This window comes from Neobacillus niacini (assembly GCF_031457145.1).
GTDB lineage: Bacteria > Bacillota > Bacilli > Bacillales > Cytobacillaceae > Neobacillus > Neobacillus niacini_J.
Genome location: NZ_JAVDVZ010000007.1, coordinates 31,294 through 50,801 on the forward strand (window position 1 = coordinate 31,294; position 19,508 = coordinate 50,801).

18 protein-coding genes are annotated in these 19,508 nt (G+C 40.2%); 14 read left to right on the forward strand and 4 right to left on the reverse strand.

The genetic code is table 11. The features are described from left to right. The first annotated feature begins 200 nt into the window (after positions 1 to 200). The 4 genes from nirB to J2Y03_RS17015 all read left to right on the forward strand — a co-directional run bounded on the left by nirB (position 201) and on the right by J2Y03_RS17015 (position 5,230). On the forward strand, positions 201 to 2,615 hold the full coding sequence (gene nirB / locus J2Y03_RS17000) for a nitrite reductase large subunit NirB (protein WP_310196009.1): 2,415 nt from the start codon (positions 201 to 203) through the stop codon (positions 2,613 to 2,615). Positions 2,616 to 2,621: 6 nt separating this feature from the next. Further along, complete coding sequence (nirD, locus tag J2Y03_RS17005; protein WP_310196010.1) at positions 2,622 to 2,942, forward strand: nitrite reductase small subunit NirD; 321 nt, start codon at positions 2,622 to 2,624, stop codon at positions 2,940 to 2,942. A gap of 212 nt (positions 2,943 to 3,154) precedes the next feature. After that, positions 3,155 to 4,600, forward strand: coding sequence for a uroporphyrinogen-III C-methyltransferase (cobA, locus tag J2Y03_RS17010; protein ID WP_310196011.1), 1,446 nt, complete (start codon positions 3,155 to 3,157; stop codon positions 4,598 to 4,600). Between the two features lie 9 nt (positions 4,601 to 4,609). Continuing rightward, a complete protein-coding gene (locus J2Y03_RS17015) occupies positions 4,610 to 5,230 on the forward strand; it encodes an NAD(P)-binding protein (RefSeq protein ID WP_310196012.1) in 621 nt (206 codons plus the stop codon). Between the two features lie 34 nt (positions 5,231 to 5,264). On the opposite strand, the gene J2Y03_RS17020 is transcribed toward J2Y03_RS17015, so the two are convergent. Continuing rightward, entirely contained in the window at positions 5,265 to 5,441 is a 177-nt protein-coding gene (locus J2Y03_RS17020; protein ID WP_165903121.1) for a hypothetical protein, read from the reverse strand. A gap of 177 nt (positions 5,442 to 5,618) precedes the next feature. On the opposite strand from J2Y03_RS17020, the gene J2Y03_RS17025 reads away from it, so the two are divergent. Continuing rightward, entirely contained in the window at positions 5,619 to 6,668 is a 1,050-nt protein-coding gene (locus tag J2Y03_RS17025; protein ID WP_310196014.1) for a glycoside hydrolase family 15 protein, read from the forward strand. A gap of 53 nt (positions 6,669 to 6,721) precedes the next feature. Here J2Y03_RS17025 and J2Y03_RS17030 read toward each other — a convergent pair whose 3' ends face one another. Further along, positions 6,722 to 6,928, reverse strand: coding sequence for a hypothetical protein (locus tag J2Y03_RS17030; protein ID WP_310196016.1), 207 nt, complete (start codon positions 6,926 to 6,928; stop codon positions 6,722 to 6,724). A gap of 248 nt (positions 6,929 to 7,176) precedes the next feature. On the opposite strand from J2Y03_RS17030, the gene aceB reads away from it, so the two are divergent. The 7 genes from aceB to gatB all read left to right on the forward strand — a co-directional run bounded on the left by aceB (position 7,177) and on the right by gatB (position 15,072). Continuing rightward, a complete protein-coding gene (gene aceB, locus J2Y03_RS17035; RefSeq protein WP_310196017.1) occupies positions 7,177 to 8,769 on the forward strand; it encodes a malate synthase A in 1,593 nt (530 codons plus the stop codon). Between the two features lie 30 nt (positions 8,770 to 8,799). Then, positions 8,800 to 10,077: an isocitrate lyase gene (aceA, locus tag J2Y03_RS17040; RefSeq protein WP_132091982.1), complete on the forward strand. Its 1,278-nt coding sequence runs from the start codon at positions 8,800 to 8,802 to the stop codon at positions 10,075 to 10,077. A gap of 232 nt (positions 10,078 to 10,309) precedes the next feature. Then, complete coding sequence (locus tag J2Y03_RS17045; RefSeq protein ID WP_132091988.1) at positions 10,310 to 10,741, forward strand: YueI family protein; 432 nt, start codon at positions 10,310 to 10,312, stop codon at positions 10,739 to 10,741. Between the two features lie 267 nt (positions 10,742 to 11,008). Continuing rightward, entirely contained in the window at positions 11,009 to 11,554 is a 546-nt protein-coding gene (locus tag J2Y03_RS17050; protein ID WP_310196021.1) for a hypothetical protein, read from the forward strand. Between the two features lie 313 nt (positions 11,555 to 11,867). Beyond that, entirely contained in the window at positions 11,868 to 12,161 is a 294-nt protein-coding gene (gene gatC, locus J2Y03_RS17055) for an Asp-tRNA(Asn)/Glu-tRNA(Gln) amidotransferase subunit GatC (protein WP_310196023.1), read from the forward strand. A gap of 13 nt (positions 12,162 to 12,174) precedes the next feature. Then, positions 12,175 to 13,632, forward strand: a complete 1,458-nt coding sequence (gatA, locus tag J2Y03_RS17060; RefSeq protein WP_310196025.1) for an Asp-tRNA(Asn)/Glu-tRNA(Gln) amidotransferase subunit GatA — start codon at positions 12,175 to 12,177, stop codon at positions 13,630 to 13,632. A gap of 12 nt (positions 13,633 to 13,644) precedes the next feature. Then, positions 13,645 to 15,072, forward strand: a complete 1,428-nt coding sequence (gatB, locus tag J2Y03_RS17065) for an Asp-tRNA(Asn)/Glu-tRNA(Gln) amidotransferase subunit GatB (protein ID WP_310196027.1) — start codon at positions 13,645 to 13,647, stop codon at positions 15,070 to 15,072. A 523-nt stretch (positions 15,073 to 15,595) separates the two neighbouring features. Here gatB and putP read toward each other — a convergent pair. Further along, positions 15,596 to 17,074 carry a sodium/proline symporter PutP gene (gene putP / locus J2Y03_RS17070; protein ID WP_310196029.1) on the reverse strand — a complete coding sequence of 493 codons (1,479 nt, stop codon included), beginning with the start codon at positions 17,072 to 17,074 and terminating at the stop codon, positions 15,596 to 15,598. Between the two features lie 221 nt (positions 17,075 to 17,295). Here putP and J2Y03_RS17075 point away from each other — a divergent pair, with 221 nt between their 5' ends. Then, positions 17,296 to 17,847, forward strand: coding sequence for a thioredoxin family protein (locus J2Y03_RS17075; RefSeq protein ID WP_310196030.1), 552 nt, complete (start codon positions 17,296 to 17,298; stop codon positions 17,845 to 17,847). Positions 17,848 to 17,884: 37 nt separating this feature from the next. Here the strand turns inward: J2Y03_RS17075 and plsY are convergent, their stop codons facing one another. Beyond that, entirely contained in the window at positions 17,885 to 18,511 is a 627-nt protein-coding gene (gene plsY / locus J2Y03_RS17080; RefSeq protein ID WP_132092009.1) for a glycerol-3-phosphate 1-O-acyltransferase PlsY, read from the reverse strand. Positions 18,512 to 18,620: 109 nt separating this feature from the next. On the opposite strand from plsY, the gene J2Y03_RS17085 reads away from it, so the two are divergent. Further along, on the forward strand, positions 18,621 to 19,394 hold the full coding sequence (locus J2Y03_RS17085; RefSeq protein ID WP_310196032.1) for a class I SAM-dependent methyltransferase: 774 nt from the start codon (positions 18,621 to 18,623) through the stop codon (positions 19,392 to 19,394). The last annotated feature ends 114 nt before the right edge of the window (positions 19,395 to 19,508 follow it).

Consider the following 19,508-nt stretch of genomic DNA (forward strand, 5'->3'; position numbering starts at 1 on the left):
TCTCATTTTTACGTGTCCACTTTTTAGACTAACCTCACAAAAACCCCTAATCATAAGCGATATTTGACAATAATGTGAAACCATTCACAAACTAACGCTAATTTGTGACGTACTTCACAATCAAACGAACAATAAACGATTTACAATGTATTTATAGAGAAAACATAATTCATCGATAAACCTATAAGGAGCGATCCAACATGAAAAAACTAGTAATGATTGGGAACGGGATGGCAGGAGTTAGAACGATTGAGGAAATTCTTAAACGTTCTCCAGAACAATTTGAGATAACTATTTTTGGACAAGAGCCTCATCCTAACTATAATCGAATAAAATTATCCAATATTCTTCAAGGAGATACGAGTTTTGAAGACATCATTATTAATCCATTAGACTGGTATAAAGAAAATAATATTCAATTATATTCAGGTGAAACCGTAACTAGAATTGACAGTAATAGAAAGCTTGTCATCTCTGACCAGGGCCGTGAAGTGGAATATGATGAACTCATTATCGCGACAGGCTCGAACTCTTTTATTCTGCCAATTCCAGGTGCGGATAAATTGGGTGTGACTGGTTTTCGTGATATAAGAGATTGTGAAATGATGAACAATTCAGCTCAAGAGTATAAAAAGGCTGTGGTAATCGGAGGCGGTCTTCTAGGGCTTGAGGCTGCAAGAGGATTATTGAACCTAGGAATGAAGGTTGATGTCGTACATCTTATGCCGAGTTTAATGGAGCGACAGTTAGATCCAATCGCATCATCCTTGCTGAAGGCTGAGCTCGAAGGACAGGGCATGAAATTTCTAATGGAAAAGGAAACAGTCGAAATCATCGGTGATGAGCGCGTTGCTGGTCTTCGCTTTAAAGATGGGTCCCTCGTCCCAGCAGATCTTGTTGTAATGGCAATCGGAATTAAATCGAATACGAATGTGGCAAAAAACAGCGGAATCTACGTAAACCGGGGCATTGTCGTCAATGATTTCATGGAAACAAATGTACCAAATATATACGCAGTTGGTGAGTGTGCCGAGCATAGGGAGATTGTTTACGGACTCGTTGCGCCATTATATGAGCAAGGTAAAGTCCTTGCTGAGAGAATTTGTGGAATCGAAACAACACCATATGAAGGTTCGGTAACAGGAACTCAGTTAAAGGTGGCTGGTGTTGATCTTTTCTCAGCCGGAGAAATTTTTGAAGATGGTACAACGAAATCAATTATGGTCTACAACGAATTCGAAGGTATTTATAAAAGGGTCCTAGTACGTGATAACAGGATTGTTGGGATTGTTCTTTATGGAGACACAAAAGACAGTACTAGACTGTTCCGAATGCTGACAAAAAAGGAAGATATCACTGGGATATCCATTTTTGAGTCGCAATGTAGCGCCGAGGGCGGAAACGGCGATATTGCGTCGATGCCTAATGATGAATTGGTATGCGGTTGTAATGGTGTGACAAAAGGTTCCATTGTTGAGGCGATTAAGGCACAAGGGTTAACAACACTTGATCAAGTTAGCCATTGTACAAATGCCGGCAGATCATGCGGACGATGTAAGCCGATGGTCAATGATATTTTAGCATACACACTTGGCGACCAATTTGACGCAGCAGCGGCACAAAAAACTAGTATATGTGGTTGTACAACAATCAGTCGTGAAGATTTAGTTGCGGAAATCAAAGAAAAGGGCTTAACAAGTGTTAAAGAAGTTATGAATGTCCTAGATTGGAATAATGAAGAAGGGTGTACGAAGTGCCGCCCTGCAATCAACTACTACCTCGGAATGATTCACATGGATATATACAAGGATGACCGTGATTCTAGACTAGTAAATGAGAAAATGCATGCGAATATTCAGAAGGATGGAACCTACTCTGTTGTGCCAAGAATGTATGGTGGTGTTACAACTGCAGCTGATTTGAAAAAGATTGCAGAAGTAGCTGAAAAGTACGAGGTTCCACTTGTAAAACTAACTGGCGGACAGCGGATTGGTTTGTTCGGAGTTAAAAAAGAAGACCTTCCTAGCATGTGGGAAGAGCTTGATATGCCGTCCGGCTATGCATATGGAAAAACACTTCGCACTGTAAAAACTTGTGTAGGAGCACAGTTCTGCCGCTACGGCACACAGGATTCAATGGCGCTCGGAATTGAATTAGAAAAGAAGTTTGAACGTCTTGATACACCACATAAAGTAAAAATGGGTGTGTCGGCATGCCCAAGAAACTGCTCAGAAGCAGGAATTAAAGATATCGGCTTTGTTGGAATTGAAGGAGGCTGGGAAATTTACGTAGCAGGTAATGGCGGTGTCGATCTCCGCGCAGGTGACCTTTTAGCGACTGTAAAAACAGAAACTGATGTAATGGAAATGACCGGTGCCTACCTTCAATATTATCGTGAAACTGCAAATTACTTGGAGCGGACTTCTAAATGGGTGGAGCGCGTTGGCTTGGAGCATGTAAAAGAAGTGCTTGCCAATGAAGAAACAAGGAGAGCTTTAAATGAGCGCATGGACCAAACCTTGAAGAAGTATATTGAGCCTTGGAATGAAGCAATTGTAAGTGAAGAAATTAAAGATAAATATTATTCTAAACATACTGTTAGGGCTGGGGAGTGATAAAAAATGATCTCAACAAAAACTCGAATTCTAGTGGCCAATGTTTCTAATCTGCCAGAACGGGCTGGTTACGCTATTAACATCGATGATCAGGAAATAGCTTTATTTAAGGTAACAAACGGCAAAATATATGCCATTGAAAATCACAGTCCGCACCCGAAGGGCGGTGTCTTAACGGAAGGTCTAGTCAGCGGCGAATATGTTTTTTGCCCAGTCTATGATTGGAAAATTTCCTTGAGTGACGGAAAAGTACAGGCACCAGACGAAGGGCAAGTAAAAACCTATCAAGTGGAAGTCGAAGCAGATAACGTTTATATTATTATTTAAGGTTGTTTTCGTAAAACTTGTTATTAAAATCTTAAAGCCGATTTTAATGTGGAAATCGTTATTTTGAGCTTTTGAATTTAGTTTGCAGGCTGTTTCTTATAAAATATATGCTATTTTCTGCAGAAACTAGCATAATCATTAAATTTGTTTGGATAAGCAACAAAGTATAAGAAAAGAGCCTTATATAAAGAGTTTGGAAGGATGGCTGCAGGATGAAGACAGGGAAGGTATTTTTAGTAGGAGCGGGACCAGGGGACGTTCGTTTAATCACTGTAAAAGGATTGGAAGCTATTAAGCAGGCTGAGGTGATATTATATGACCGCCTCGCAAATCCAAAGCTATTGGAGTTTGCACCATCTGATTGCGAACTAATATATTGCGGCAAATTACCTGACCGCCACATTCTTCGCCAAGAGAATATCAATGATCTTTTGGCAGAAAAGGCTCTAGAAGGTAAAGTAGTTGTTCGATTAAAAGGCGGCGACCCTGGTGTTTTTGGCCGGGTTGGTGAAGAAGCAGCTGCTCTTGCCCACTATCAAGTACCTTTTGAAATTGTTCCTGGCATTTCATCGGGGATTGCAGCCCCCCTTTATGCGGGAATTCCAGTTACCCACCGAGAGCATGCAGAATCGTTTGCGGTCGTAACAGCGCATGATAAATCAGCGGAAGGCAAGCCAAAGCTCGATTGGGAAGGTCTTGTCCGCGGCGTCGATACCATTGCTTTTTACATGGGAGTAGGAAACCTGCCTTATATTTGTGAAAATCTGATTGCACATGGCAAATCTTCTTCCACTCCCGTTATCCTGATTCAATGGGGCACTTTTGGACGCCAAAAAACATTGCAGGGAACGTTGCAGGATATTTCAGTCAAAGTAACGGAGGCTAAATTTAGCAACCCGGCGATTATTCTAGTCGGAAATGTTATCTCCCTTAGAGAAAAAATCAGCTGGTTTGAAAAAATGCCACTATACGGCAGGCAGATATTACTTGCACGTACAGGTGAAAGTGCAAGTGGCTTAGCAAAGGAATTGATGGAGCAGGGTGCAGATGTAATTGAATTTCCAAAATGGAAGAAGACCAAATTGCCAGTTGAGTTAGGTAATGTAAAAGACTACGATAAGATCTTGTTCTCATCCCCTGAAAGTGTTAATGAATTTTTTGAAGCTGTTATTGGTAAGGGGATGGATATTCGGAAAATTCGAGCAGATTTCTTCGGCGGCTCTAGTAAATCGATTAATGCGCTAAAAGAACGGGGATTTATTGCTAGACTTATTGAAGACATGCCTCAGGCTGGCAGCTTGTTGGTTGTCGGAGACAATGATAAAAATATTATTGAGAATGCTGACTACTTAATTACAAGTGAAAAAGAGCTAGACCGGAAGTTCTTGCCTATTTTTCAACGAATGCTTGAAGAAGCTGATGTGAATACGATGGTATTTCCGAACGCAGCTGCAGTTGGAACTTTTACTGAAGGATTGAAGGCATGCAATATAAACGCATTTGAGCTTTTAAAAAATGTGCAGGTGGTTTGCATGGGGCAGCAGACAAAGAATGCAGTTGAACGGGCTGGCCTAACAGCGGATGGAATGCCGGAATCTGCAACGAGAGAAGCTTTGGTAGAATATTTAATTAAGAATCCGGTTGTTGGTGAAAGGTAGTGGAAGTGCTTGAATTCAAACTATCCGATTATGGTAAAGCTCGAGGGTAAAAAAGCAGTGGTTGTTGGCGGTGGCAAGGTTGCTGAACGAAAGGTTACCGGACTGCTGGACTCAGGAGCCCAAATTGTCGTGGTTAGTCCAGAAGCAACGGAGGAACTCATAAGACTTGCTAGTATTGGAAAAATAGACTGGCAGCAAAAGCCATTTTCAGAAGAAGACATCCATGGTGCATTTTTAATTTTTGCAGCAACGAACGACAATGAGTTGAATCAGGCAATTAAGAGGTCAGCGGGTGACCTTCAGCTTGTAACGATTGCCGATGACCCGGAAGGTTCGGATTTCCATGTCCCCTCTCAAATACACCGAGGACGATTGACCATTTCGGTGTCAACTGGTGGTGCGAGTCCAACATTGGCAAGGAAAATACGAGAACAGCTTGACCACCAATTTGATGAACGATATGAAGAATATCTAGAGTTTCTATTTTTAGCAAGGCAGAGGATTTTAAAAGAAGTGAAAGATCCCTCGAGAAAAAGAAAACTGTTTACCGGAATCGTAAGTGACGAGTTCCTGAACAGTCAAGATCTCGAAGCTGACTTTTTACGATTAATGCAAAAAAATGACGTGTGAATAAAATTCGCCACACGTCATTTTTTTTTGGGTTTTATAAATTAATAAGGTCGTTATCGTGTTTTTCTAATTGTTTTTGTAAATTTACTATGTAATTCATCATCGCTATTCTTACTATAGAAGGATAGTAACGATTGTTTAGTTCATGCTCACATTCCTCTAAATCCATCTTTTTTACAGCAATAATTTTATTTAATTCATCAACGCTCATTCATAATACCTCCCCATTTTGATACTCCTACTCCATCTCGATTATCACACTCTCCAAATCTATGTTTATAGTTTTAAGCATGGACAACTTTTTCATAGTTTATACTCACTTTTTAAGTGTATAAAAAGACCGCAAACGGGCTAAAAAGAAAGGTAAAAAGTAAATGAGGTTGGAAAGATGAACGAGAGAGTATTGCATAGCTATGGAATCTTAGATCAGTTACGTTTGCCGCATGGTTTGTATTTAGCCTCTTCGTCAAAGGACTATCATTATGTGTGGCTGCGCGATTCTTTTTATATGTCACTGCCATACTTGGAGCAAAATAATCAATTTTATGAAATGACCTACCACCGGATATTGGACCTATTTAGAGAATATGAGTGGAAGCTGGATATTCATACCGTTCAGAAACCGAGGGAGCAATGGGAATACATCCATTCCAGATATTCCGCTTCAGAAGTGAGGGAAATTGATACTCCATGGGGACATGCGCAGCATGATGCCATTGGAGCCATTCTTTGGGGAATTGGAATGGGGCAATCGAAGGGGAAAAGAATCATCAGAGATGAAAAGGATCATGAAATCGTTCAAAAACTGGTTGGCTATTTAGGCTGTGTGGAGTACTGGGAAGACGCGGATAATGGCATGTGGGAAGAATGGCGAGAGGTCCATTCTAGCTCTGTGGGGGCTTGTGTGGCAGGGCTGCAAGCAGTAAGGGATATTGTTTTTGTGCCTGAAGAATGGATTACGAAAGGGTATCAAGCTCTTGGTAATCTCTTTCCACGTGAAAGCAGTGATCGTCCCTTTGATTTAGCACAATTAAGTTTAATTTACCCGTATCAGGTTTTGGCTGGTGAAGAAGCGAAAGTTATTGTTAACCAAGTTGAAACACATCTTCTACGCGAACGTGGAGTCATTCGCTACAAAGGAGATTCCTATTATTCCACGGTCGAACAGGAAGGTAGACATCACGACTTACCATTTTACTATGGGACCGAGGCGGAGTGGACATTTGGACTTCCTTGGCTGGCATTATGCCATCTAGAATTAGGGAATGGTAAAAAGGCAAAACAGTATATTACACAAACCGAAAAGGTGATGCTTAATGATGGCAGCTTACCAGAGCTGTACCTTGCCAAATCAGCTGAATATAATTCCAATACCCCGTTAGGATGGGGAAGTGCCATGTATATTTTAGCAAAAGAAAGATATGAACGCATTGTTTAATTAGGAGGGCTGCCACGGTATATACCGGCAGCCCTTTTGGGTTTGTCTAGCTTTTATTCCAAAGGAGTGGCTTTAACTGTATTTTGTGCTTGCGTAACCGCTGATAATGCAGACGAGATTTCGCTGGAAGCCTGTTTCATTGCTTCCTGGGCTAGAGTTGGATCTGAATTTGCTTTTTCAATTGCCTGATTTAGCAGTGTTTGTGTAAGCGTTACATTGGCTTTTGCTTGGGTTAATTGATTGACATCTATTTGTGTCATAACGATTCCTCCTTATTTGTATTGTGAATCACCCTATATATCATGACCCTCTATTTGCCAAATATTATTGGAAAAAAGCACCTTTAAAATAAAAATCAGATTGGAGACATTAACTTATGAAACTTCAACAGGGAATTTGTACCTATTTTTGAAAATTTTCTGAAAAAGTAGTTCCAATTTAAAATTTAGTGTTATATAATACAAAACAAGGCAATACACTGTATTATAACAAAGAGGTGATCAAGTTCATGGCGACGCAAACGACAGGTATTGAAGTAGTCGGGGCCCTCAAAGCGCAATACGATGGGATTTTAACAAACGGGGCGCTGAAATTTATTGAGGACCTGGAGAAAAGATTTGGGGCAAGGCGAATGCAACTGTTACAGTACAGGGAAAAACGCCAAAAGGAAATCAATAACGGGCAACTTCCGGATTTCCTTCCTGAAACAAAGCATATTCGTAATGGAGACTGGACAATTGCTCCATTACCGAAAGACCTTCAGGATCGCCGTGTAGAGATTACCGGACCAACCGACAGAAAAATGGTCATTAATGCTCTGAATTCTGGAGCAAAGGTCTTTATGGCCGATTGTGAGGATGCAACTTCACCAACCTGGGAAAACATCGTCGAGGGACAAATCAACTTAAGAGATGCAGTAAATCGGACGATATCCTTTGAAAATCAAAATGGTAAAAGATATGAACTGAATGAAGAAACAGCCGTCCTGTTTGTAAGGCCGCGCGGACTTCATTTAGAAGAGAAACATGTGCTGCTAAATGGCAAGCCCATTTCCGGAAGCTTTTTCGATTTTGGAATGTACCTTTTCCATAATGTAAAAAATCTTTCGGCTCGAAAAACAGGTCCTTATTTTTACCTGCCAAAGCTTGAAAGCCATTTAGAAGCACGGCTTTGGAATGATGTCTTTATTTTTGCGCAAAACAAGCTTGGAATTCCTCAAGGAACCATTAAAGCAACTGTCTTACTTGAAACTATTATGGCTGCATTTGAAATGAATGAAATTTTATTCGAATTGAAAGAGCACTCAGCAGGATTGAACTGTGGCAGATGGGATTATATTTTTAGTTACTTAAAGAAACTGAGAAACCATGAAAATATCGTTCTGCCAGATCGAGCCCAGGTATCCATGACTGCACCATTTATGCGTTCCTATTCATTGCTTACGATTCAAACCTGTCACCGCCGGAAAGCACCGGCGATAGGAGGGATGGCGGCACAAATCCCAATCCGTAATAACCCAAAGGCTAATGAGGAAGCATTTGCTAAGGTTCGTGCTGACAAGGAGCGAGAAGTCTACGATGGACATGATGGTACATGGGTAGCACACCCGGGGCTTGTACCGGTAGCACTAGAAGTATTTGATCGCGAAATGCCGATAGCCAACCAAATTCATACCAATAAACAACAAAAGATTACGATAACGGCCAGCGATTTGCTTGAGGCACCAGGGGGTAAGATTACCGAAGAAGGTGTTCGTGTAAATATCAATGTTGGAATTCAATACATCGCTTCCTGGTTGTCGGGAAGTGGAGCGGCACCCATCCATAACTTGATGGAGGACGCGGCAACTGCTGAAATCTCACGTGCTCAAGTTTGGCAGTGGATCCGCCATCCGAGAGGTGTACTTGCGGACGGCAGAAAAGTAACGATTGAAATGTATGAGCAATTTAAGGCTAAGGAATTAGAGATAATTAAAGCTGAAATAGGCCTGTCCGCTTATGAAAATGGACGTTTTACTGAAGCAGTTGAGCTGTTTGACAGCTTGATTATAAATGATGAATTTGAAGAGTTTTTAACCCTACCAGGGTATAAGCTTTTATAAAAATTAATAGAATAATAGGAGGAATTTAAAATGACAAATTCAAGAGCAATGGAATTACAAGAAAGCTGGGAAATGGATAAACGTTGGAATGGGATTACTAGACCATATACGGCTGAGGATGTTATTAAGCTTCGTGGTTCCATTGACATCGAGCATACATTGGCTAGACGTGGAGCAGAAAAGCTTTGGAAGGAAATGAATGAAGAAGATTACGTTAATGCACTTGGGGCGTTAACAGGGAATCAAGCTGTTCAGCAGGTAAAAGCTGGTTTGAAAGCAATCTACTTGAGCGGCTGGCAGGTGGCAGCGGATGCTAACCTTTCCGGACATATGTATCCGGACCAAAGTTTATATCCAGCAAACAGCGTACCGAGTGTCGTAAAGCGCATTAACCAAGCACTGCAGCGTGCAGATCAAATCACTCATTCCGAAGGTGATGACTCGATTGATTGGTTTGTTCCTATTATAGCCGACGCAGAAGCAGGCTTTGGCGGACAGTTAAACTGCTTTGAATTGATGAAGGGAATGATCGAAGCAGGTGCTGCAGGTGTTCACTTTGAAGATCAACTATCTTCTGAGAAAAAGTGCGGACACTTAGGCGGTAAAGTATTACTGCCAACACAAACTGCCGTTCGAAATTTAATCGCTGCTCGTTTGGCGGCAGATGTTATGGGTACGCCAACCATATTAGTTGCCCGAACAGATGCAAATGCTGCGGATTTGATTACAAGTGATATTGATATGAACGACGCACCGTTCATCACTGGAGAGCGGACTGCAGAAGGCTTTTTCCGGACAAATGCAGGACTTGACCAAGCGATTGCCCGCGGCTTAGCTTATGCACCATATGCTGATCTTATTTGGTGTGAAACTTCTGAGCCAAATATTGAAGAGGCAAGACGCTTTGCCGAAGCTATTCATGAGAAATTCCCTGGTAAAATGCTGGCATACAATTGCTCACCATCCTTCAATTGGAAAAAGAAGCTGGATCAAGAAACGATTGCAAAATTCCAGCAAGAGCTTGGAAAAATGGGCTACAAGTTCCAATTCGTTACACTTGCAGGCTTCCATGCCCTGAACCACAGCATGTTTGAACTTGCTCGCGGCTACAAAGAGCGCGGCATGGCTGCATACTCCGAGTTGCAACAGGCTGAGTTCGATAGCGAACAATACGGCTACACAGCAACAAGACATCAACGTGAAGTTGGAACAGGCTACTTTGACCAGGTATCCATGGTCATTACAGGAGGAACTTCTTCCACAACAGCGTTGAAAGGGTCAACTGAAGAAGAGCAATTTACAAAATAATTGTAATCTAAATCTCTCTCTCCATTTGGAGAGGGAGGTTTTTTGCTTAGTAGCAGGATTTAGTTGCGGATAGCGAGAAATACTGGCGGATGGCGAGAAATACTGGCGGATGGCGAGAAATACTGGCGGATAGCAGAAAACATTCTCGGATAAGCAGTCTTTTTTGGAAATGAACATTTTTTAGAGTATTATCATAGATAAATAATAGCCCTTTTAATGGAGTTGATTTGATTTGAAAAAGCCAAACGTTGAGGAAGTCCTTCAACAAGGAATTCTTGGCCCTTTGGAAACGAAGCCAGATGAAAGGCGGAAATTTCTAGGAACGTTACGTGAGCGAATCATTGTTTCTCTTAAGAAAAGCCAAGTAGCAGAAGCAGACATATACCCGCAAGTTGAGCAAGAAATGAAAAAAAATCCTCAGGCCAATCTGTTTTTAAATGGGAATATGGACTATTCCACTTTATCCAAATATGTAAAATTAGCCGCAAAGCATAATCTTGAGCATACTATCGTAACCAATAAAGAGCACGATACAGTGATTGGCTTAGTTCTAGCTATGGACCATGCGATCGACAAAGAGGAAATTTATATTACAAAAAAAGAATTCAATTTACCAGAACCCCCAAAAAGCAAGGGGCTTTTCTCGAAACTATTTAAACGTTAATAAGCGTAGAAACAGCAGTCTAAAACAAATTTAGATTGCTTTTTTAATGTCGCAACCATAAGCCTATTTTACTATATTTGGATATCTCTGGAATTTTTATAAAAATTAGAATATTATTATTTATAGGGAGATTCAATAGGTCAATTTAATTAAGGAGGACAGAAAAAGGCTTAAAAAACTCATAATAGGAACGAAAAGAATTATGGTCAGATAAAACAAGAGATTACTATATTACTAGCGCCTGACCAAGGATCTAGGAGGGGAATTATGAGAAGATATAACGTTCTTTTTATTGTAATTGTTCTAATGCTTACACTTACTGGATGCAAATATCCAACTCTAGAAAAAGCCATTGCTGAAACCATTCCATTCGATGTACAAGAAGTGTTATATAAGACAAAAAGTGATGGAATAACGATTGTTCTTTATAACACGAAAGCTGAAGGGAAAGAAGTTGAACATATTAAAGAACCGGTGCTGGGTGTTTCTTTCTTTGAAGGGAACGATAAAGATGGATGGAAGAATGATGGCCCAAATGGTTGGGAGCATTCAGAAAGCGAAACCTACTCCATCTACAATGAAAATTATACAAAGTATGGTGATAAAGGTGACGTTCTGAAAGATATTTATGTTGTGTTTGGAGAAATACTTAATGAGGAAATTGATAAAGTAGAATTTGCCAACCAGGATAGCGAAGATTTTAAAAAAGCAAAGATCATTAAGAAAGACGGTAAACGATACTATATAGGAGTAGGCTTTCGCCCACATGTTCGAGCTTTACATAGTAATGGCGAGGTCATTCCACAAAAATAACTACATAATTATGGAGCTAAGGCTCCTATTTTTTTGTGTTCAAAAACTAAAAAGTACTCATTTTGCCCATACTGATGAGGGGAATCATTGCGGTGAAGCGAAAAAGTTTGGTATTATCAATAGTAAATTAGCTAGGCTGCTTTTGTAAAAAGTGCTGTTAAAATCTTAAAGCCGATTTTAACGTGGAAATAGTTATTTTACGCTTTAGAATTTAGTTTGCAGGCTCTTTTCTTATAAATTTTTGTTCCATAAAGCAACAAAGGTTAAGAAAAGAGCCTTAGCTACGACAAAAGGGATTGGGGGGAATGAAAAAATGACACGAATTACAAATGAGCAAGTAAAGCATGTAGCGAACTTGGCTAGATTAGCCATAACGGACGAAGAAACGGAAAAGTTCACTAAGCAGCTTGATGCAATCATTACATTTGCGGAGCAGTTAAATGAATTAGACACGGCAAATGTTGAACCAACCTACCATGTGCTGGATATGAAGAATATCTTCCGTGAGGACATTAAGCAAAAGGGATTGCCACGTGAAGAAGTACTAAAAAATGCACCTAATCATCAAGATGGTCAAATTAAAGTTCCAGCTATAATAGGGGAGTAAGGAGGGGAAAAACGTGAGTTTATTTGATTATAAAGTTTCAGATCTCTATGAACTTTTACATAAAAAGGAAATAAAAGTCGCTGATCTTGTTGATGAGTCGTATAAACGTATTGCTCAGGTAGAGGGCAAGGTTCAGGCATTTTTAACATTAGATGAAGAGAGGGCTCGGCAAACAGCGAAATCCCTTGATGACAAGCTTAGTTCGGACTCCAAAAAAGGCTTGTTGTTTGGGATGCCAATCGGGCTCAAAGACAATCTGGTTACGAAAGGCCTTCGGACAACCTGTGCCAGTAAGATTCTTGAAAACTTCAATCCGATTTATGATGCGACTGTTGTGCAGAAACTGCAGCAGCAAGAAACGGTAACAATCGGAAAGCTAAACATGGACGAGTTTGCAATGGGCTCTTCAAACGAAAATTCCCATTATCAGAAGACGCGCAATCCATGGGATTTAGAGAGAGTACCAGGTGGTTCATCTGGCGGATCAGCGGCATCGGTCGCAGCCGGAGAAGTGCTGTTTTCTTTAGGTTCAGATACAGGGGGTTCCATCCGTCAGCCGGCAGCTTTTTGCGGAGTAGTAGGGTTAAAGCCAACATATGGTCGAGTATCCCGCTTTGGACTAGTTGCCTTTGCTTCGTCCCTTGACCAAATTGGACCGATTACAAGAACAGTTGAAGACAATGCGTACCTATTACAAGCAATATCTGGTTTAGATCCGATGGACTCCACATCAGCAAATGTAGATGTACCGAGTTTCGTTTCTGCTTTAACGGGTGAGGTTAAAGGATTAAAAATTGCCGTACCTAAAGAATACCTAGGTGAAGGTGTGACTGAAACGGTTCGGCAATCAGTGTTGGATGCTTTACAAGTGCTTGAAAAACAAGGGGCGGTTTGGGAAGAAGTTAGTTTACCGCATTCTAAATATGCATTAGCTGCTTATTATTTGCTTTCTTCTTCTGAAGCGTCTGCGAATCTAGCCCGCTTTGATGGGGTTCGCTATGGCTATCGGACTCCGAATGCTGATAATTTACTTGATTTATATAAGAAATCAAGGGCTGAAGGCTTTGGTGATGAAGTGAAACGCCGAATCATGCTTGGCACCTTTGCACTAAGCTCTGGATATTACGATGCATATTACAAAAAAGCCCAGCAGGTTCGTACGTTAATCAAGAAGGACTTTGAAGATGTATTTGAAAAATATGATGTCATCATTGGGCCAACGACTCCTACTCCAGCGTTTAAAATTGGTGAAAATATTGATGACCCGTTAACAATGTATGTGAATGATATTTTGACGATTCCTGTGAACCTAGCGGGAGTACCTGGCATCTCGATTCCATGCGGATTTGATAATGGACTGCCGCTTGGTTTACAAATTATCGGCAAACATTTTGATGAAGCGACTGTTTATCGAGTAGCACATGCATTTGAGCAGGCGACAGATTTTCATAAACGAAAAGCCGGACTATAGGGGGTGAAGACGATGGAATTTGAAACAGTGATTGGTCTAGAAGTTCATGTTGAGTTAAAAACGGATTCAAAAATCTTTTCCGCAAGCCCAAACCATTTTGGGGCAGAGCCGAATACAAATACGAGTGTCATCGATCTTGGTTATCCAGGAGTATTGCCTGTTCTTAATAAAAAAGCAGTAGAATACGGAATGAAGGCTGCAATGGCCTTAAACTGCCGGGTAGCCACTCATACGAAATTTGATCGAAAAAACTATTTTTATCCAGATAATCCAAAGGCATATCAGATTTCGCAATTTGATAAGCCAATTGGGGAGCATGGCTGGATTGATATTGAGGTAAATGGCTATACAAAACGGATTGGAATTACAAGAATTCATTTAGAGGAAGATGCAGGGAAACTCAGTCACGGGAATGGATATTCATTAGTGGATTACAATCGCCAGGGTACTCCTTTAGTAGAAATCGTTTCTGAGCCAGATATCCGTACACCTGACGAAGCTTATGCCTATCTTGAAAAATTAAAATCGATTATCCAGTTTACAGGAGTATCTGATTGTAAGATGGAAGAAGGGTCGCTTCGCTGTGACGCCAATATTTCAATTCGTCCAGTCGGACAAGAAGAGTTTGGAACGAAGACAGAATTAAAGAACTTAAACTCTTTCAATTTTGTTCGAAAAGGTCTGGAATTTGAAGAGAAGAGGCAGCGTGAAGTTGTCTCTAGCGGTGGGGAAATCGATCAGGAGACACGCAGATTCGATGAAGCGACAGGCGCTACATTACTTATGCGGGTAAAAGAAGGATCGGATGACTATCGTTACTTCCCTGAACCAGATTTACTTGATATCTATATTGATGAGGAATGGAAAGCGCGGATTGCAGCTGAAATCCCAGAACTTCCGGACCAGCGCCAAAAGCACTATATTGAAGAACTAGGTTTACCTGTATATGACGCGAAGGTTTTAACGGTAACGAAGGAAATGGCTGATTTCTTTGAAGGGACTGTTGCTGCGGGTGCAGAGGCGAAGCTGGCTTCGAACTGGATCATGGGAGATGTGTCTGCTTACCTGAATTCAGAAGGGAAAGAACTTCATCAAATTGCCCTAACACCTGAAAGCTTAGCAGGCTTGATTATGCTAATCAAAAACGGAACCATTTCTACAAAGATTGCTAAAACTGTTTTTAATGAGTTGATTGAAAACGGCGGTGATGCCGAAAAAATAGTAAAAGACAAAGGACTTGTTCAAATTTCCGATGAAGGTACACTCCTGAAAATCATTTCAGAGGTCCTCGATGCAAATCCACAATCGGTTGAAGACTTTAAGAATGGTAAAAATAAGGCAGTAGGATTCCTTGTTGGGCAGCTAATGAAGGCGACAAAGGGTCAAGCGAATCCACAAATGGTCAATCAATTATTGCAGCAGGAATTAGGCAAACGATAAAACGGCAAACAGGCAGATTTTACTCTGTCTGTTTTTTTGTCGATTCTTCATCGACTTATTCCGCAACATTTCCTGGGAAAACCCTTTATTTTCTAAGACTTTGAGGGAAACTAATTAAACGTTTGATTAGTCGACAAGAATCTACCCTTTTTTGGAGGTAAAGCCTGTAATAATAGGCTTAAAGCCATTTCATCCAAACGTTTAATTGGTTAATTTGAGCGGTATTCTGTCGAGTAATTGGGTGGATTTGAAAATTTCCTGATTTCAGGAAATAATCCATTAAAAAGTGACAATAAATTCATGAAAAAAGCTGTAAAAAATTAATTGTTATAAGGGTTTATTCTAAAACTAATCAAACGTTTGGTTAGTCGACATAATTCCCCCCTTTTTAAAAGGAAAACTCTTATATAACAAGGGTTGGAGTTCATTTTAATCAAACGTTTGTGTAATAGAAAAAGGGGGAATTTGCTATATACCCCAATAGAAAAACGCTCGAACAAATTCGAGCGTTTTTCATAGTGAGTTATTCTTGTTTTAATAAGCGGACACTTTCATCAAACTCTTTTTCTATTAGTTCATTTCTCTTATATGTGACTAAGCTTACGATAACGGCAACAAGTAAGTTGAAGACAAAGCCGGGAACGATTTCATATAGTATGTCGCCAAGACCAACATTTTTCCAAACAATAACCGTGACAGCACCGACGATCATTCCGAAAAGGGCTCCCCAATTGGTCATCTTTTTCCAGAATAGGCTTAGTAAAATGATTGGACCGAATGCAGCGCCGAAACCTGCCCATGCATAGGCAACGAGATCTAAAATCGAACTGTCTTGGTCAAGAGCAAGGACGGCTGCCACGACAGAAACGAGAAGAACAGCCATTCTTCCTAGGAAGACAAGGTGTTTGTCTGAAGCTTTTTTGTTCATGACTACTTTATATAAATCTTCCACTAATGCACTTGAAGTAACGATTAACTGCGATGAAATGGTACTCATAATGGCTGCAAGAATCGCGGCTAACGCAAATCCCGCAAATAATGGGTGGAACAAAATTTGACTCAGTTCAATAAAAACGGCTTCTGGATTCTCTAATACATGTTGTGGATTGTTATGGAAGTAGGCAATTCCAATGAATCCAGTAAAGATGGTACCGAGAAGAGAGAAAATCATCCAGCCCATTCCAATCCGGCGGGCGCTTTTTGTTTCTTTTATAGTGGTGATAGCCATAAAACGTACAATGATATGCGGTTGGCCAAAATAACCAAGTCCCCAGGCCATTGCAGAAATAATTCCTAAGGTAGTTGTTCCTTTAAAGAAATCAAGGTACGTAGGATCGATTGTACGAATTGTATCAAACGTATCAGAAGGACCGCCTACTGTGAAAATTCCAATTGCAGGAACAAGAAGCAGGGCAATCAGCATCATTAATCCTTGAATAAAGTCGGTGTAACTAACGGCAAGAAACCCGCCAAATAATGTGTAGGCAATGGTAACACCACCGACAATTAACAGTCCTGTAAGGTAGCTTGTCCCGAAGGAACTCTCAAAAAAGACTGCTCCGGATACTAAACCTGAAGAAACATAGAAAGTAAAGAAGATCAGAATAACGATACCCGATACAATCCGCAAGAGTTTGGTGTTGTCTTTAAAACGGTTTTCTAGGTAACTTGGAATCGTGATGGAATCGTTGGCAACCTGAGTATAGGAGCGCAGGCGAGGTGCTACCAATAACCAGTTAAGGTAGGCTCCAATGGTTAAACCAATTGCAATCCATGCATCTGCTAATCCAGTAACATAGATTCCCCCAGGTAAGCCCATTAATAACCAGCCGCTCATATCAGCAGCCCCAGCACTTAAGGCGGTTACAGCAGGTCCTAAAGACCTTCCCCCAAGCATGTAGTCTGTCAGATTGCTCGTTCTACGATAGGAATACCATCCGATAAAAAGCATCATCGCAAGGTAAATCCCAATCGAAACAAGCTGAAGTGTTTCATTGGACATATATTTTCCCCCTTTAGTATCATAATAAATTTGTGAAATAATATTCTCTATATAAAAAATATTCTATCAACTAGATATTACTATTACTAGTGTTAATTTTTAGTTTTTTTAAAATAGGAAATAGTGCTTGTAGTATATTAGTAGGAAAAGGTGCAATCCCTAGATTTGTAAGTAAGTTTTTTAAGGTTTATGATAATTATAATGAAAGGAGTGTGTTTAGATTGGATTTAAATTCTTGGTTTCAAAAAGGATTAACGAAGGATGAATACATTGACGTAATGAAGGTCAATAAAGAAGGCATGGTTTCGATTTATGATCGCTTTGAGTTGAAGGAAGAGGATAAAAAGAGACTTGAAGCAATCCAATCGAAAAAGTTACGAGCCATTGTTCTAACAGAAGATTGGTGCGGTGACGCCAAGCTAAATAATCCAGTATTGTTAAGAGTAGCTGAAGCAGCTGGAATGGAAGTTCGTTTTGTTCTTCGAGACCAAAACCTTGAACTTATGGACCAATATTTAACGAATGGTACTTCTAGAGCGATTCCGATTTTTATTTTCATTGATCAAGAAGGAAATGAAGTGGGGGTATGGGGTCCGCGTGCACCTGAAATGCAAGCACTTGTAGAAAAGGGACGTGCGGCACTTCCTGATAAGGATGCTCCTGACTTTCAAGAGAAGCAGATGGAGTTTTATAAGAGTCTCGGGAAAACCTATCAAACTGATTCATCGATTTGGCAAACAGTTGCCAACAGTATTATGCCTGCCTTTTTATAATGCGAAAGAATCCCTAGCGATTAGCCAGGGATTCTTTTTACATTTTTAAGTTGCCATTTTTCGGTGGAATGCGGTCGTTAATTAAATTTTTATCATTTATTTTTGGTTCAATTCCTAAGATGAGGTTACGAATATTTGAGCGGTGAAGATAAATTAAAAATAACGTGAAAAATAAAAAGATAAGTTCAAAATCGATTTCATTGGAGAAGAAAGAATAAATCATCAGGCTAAGACCAACTGAGATAGAGCCTAAGAATACATACTTTGATAAGAAAATTACCAAAAAGAAGGTTGCATAAGCGATTAAGGCTAATGGGAAGCTTGCTACTGCTAAGGTTCCGGCCGTGGTAGCAATGGCTTTACCCCCGCGGAAACCGGCAAAAATAGGATAACAATGTCCAATAACCGCCAACAGACCAAAGTAAAGTGGTTCAACATCAAGGTTGAAGTATAAAGGAAGGGAAGCAGCGAGTGCCCCTTTACCTATATCGACGAGTACCACGATAATGGCAGATCCTTTGCCAAGAACCCTTAAGGTGTTCGTGGCCCCGGGATTTTTGCTGCCATGGTCGCGAATATCAACCCCAAAAATAAGCTTGCCCACAATCAGAGCAGTGGGAATGCTCCCAATCAGGTAGGAGGAAAGGAGCAACATCCAAAGCATATCATCATTCCTTTGTCAGAGTATCTTCTATAACAATAGCATTTTACCATAAATCAATGGTATCATTTTAATAATTCCTGAAATAGGATATTTTAAAGGGGCGACCGACATGGAACATATCGATTTTGGTCAAGTTGCTAAAAGTTATGCAAAAGCAAGAGAAGATATTCCCGTAAGTATATGGGATAGCCTTTATGTTCGAGGTATTTTTTTAGATGGTAGAAAAGTGGTGGATTTAGGTTGTGGAACCGGTGCATTAACAAGGAAACTTGCATTGCGGAAAGCCAATGTGATTGGAGTAGATCCATCGAAAGAATTACTCCATCACGCGAATGCTTTAAATATGGCGAAAAACTATAACATTCCCTATGTACAAGGAACTTCCGAAGATACTGGTTTACAAGATTCTCAATTTGATATAGTAACGGTTATGCGTGCCTGGCACTGGTTTGACAGGGAAAAGGCCATTCAAGAAATAAAACGAATACTAAAAGCTAAAGGTACATTAGTTGTCATTGATTCTGGATTTCTCGTAGGTTCTCCAGTCGTTGCGAAGACATTTGAAGTGCTGTCTAAATATGTAAAACTAAAACCTGCTGGGTCAAAGGCAGATTCTAAACAGAGGATTAATGGGTTTCCAGTCGAATGGTTCGATGAATGGCAAAAAAATGATTTAGAGCTAAAAGAATTTTTTAGACTTACCTATACCGTTAGCTATACAAAGCAAACATGGGTAGAAAGAATCGAATCGGTTTCCTGGCTTGCAGGATTGGAAGAGAAGGTAAGGAAGATCGCTTTGCAGGAATTAACAGATTCTATATCAGACCAAGAACCGTTTGTAATTCCACATGAATGTAATGTTTGTATTTTAAGGATGCAATAATAGAGAAACTAGACGTGCGGAGAGACCGCACGTTTTTTGTGCTACTATTTTTATAAGAAAAATATTTTTATAAATTGTGTAGGGGTTTCTATGTAACATCTCGTCTATTAATGT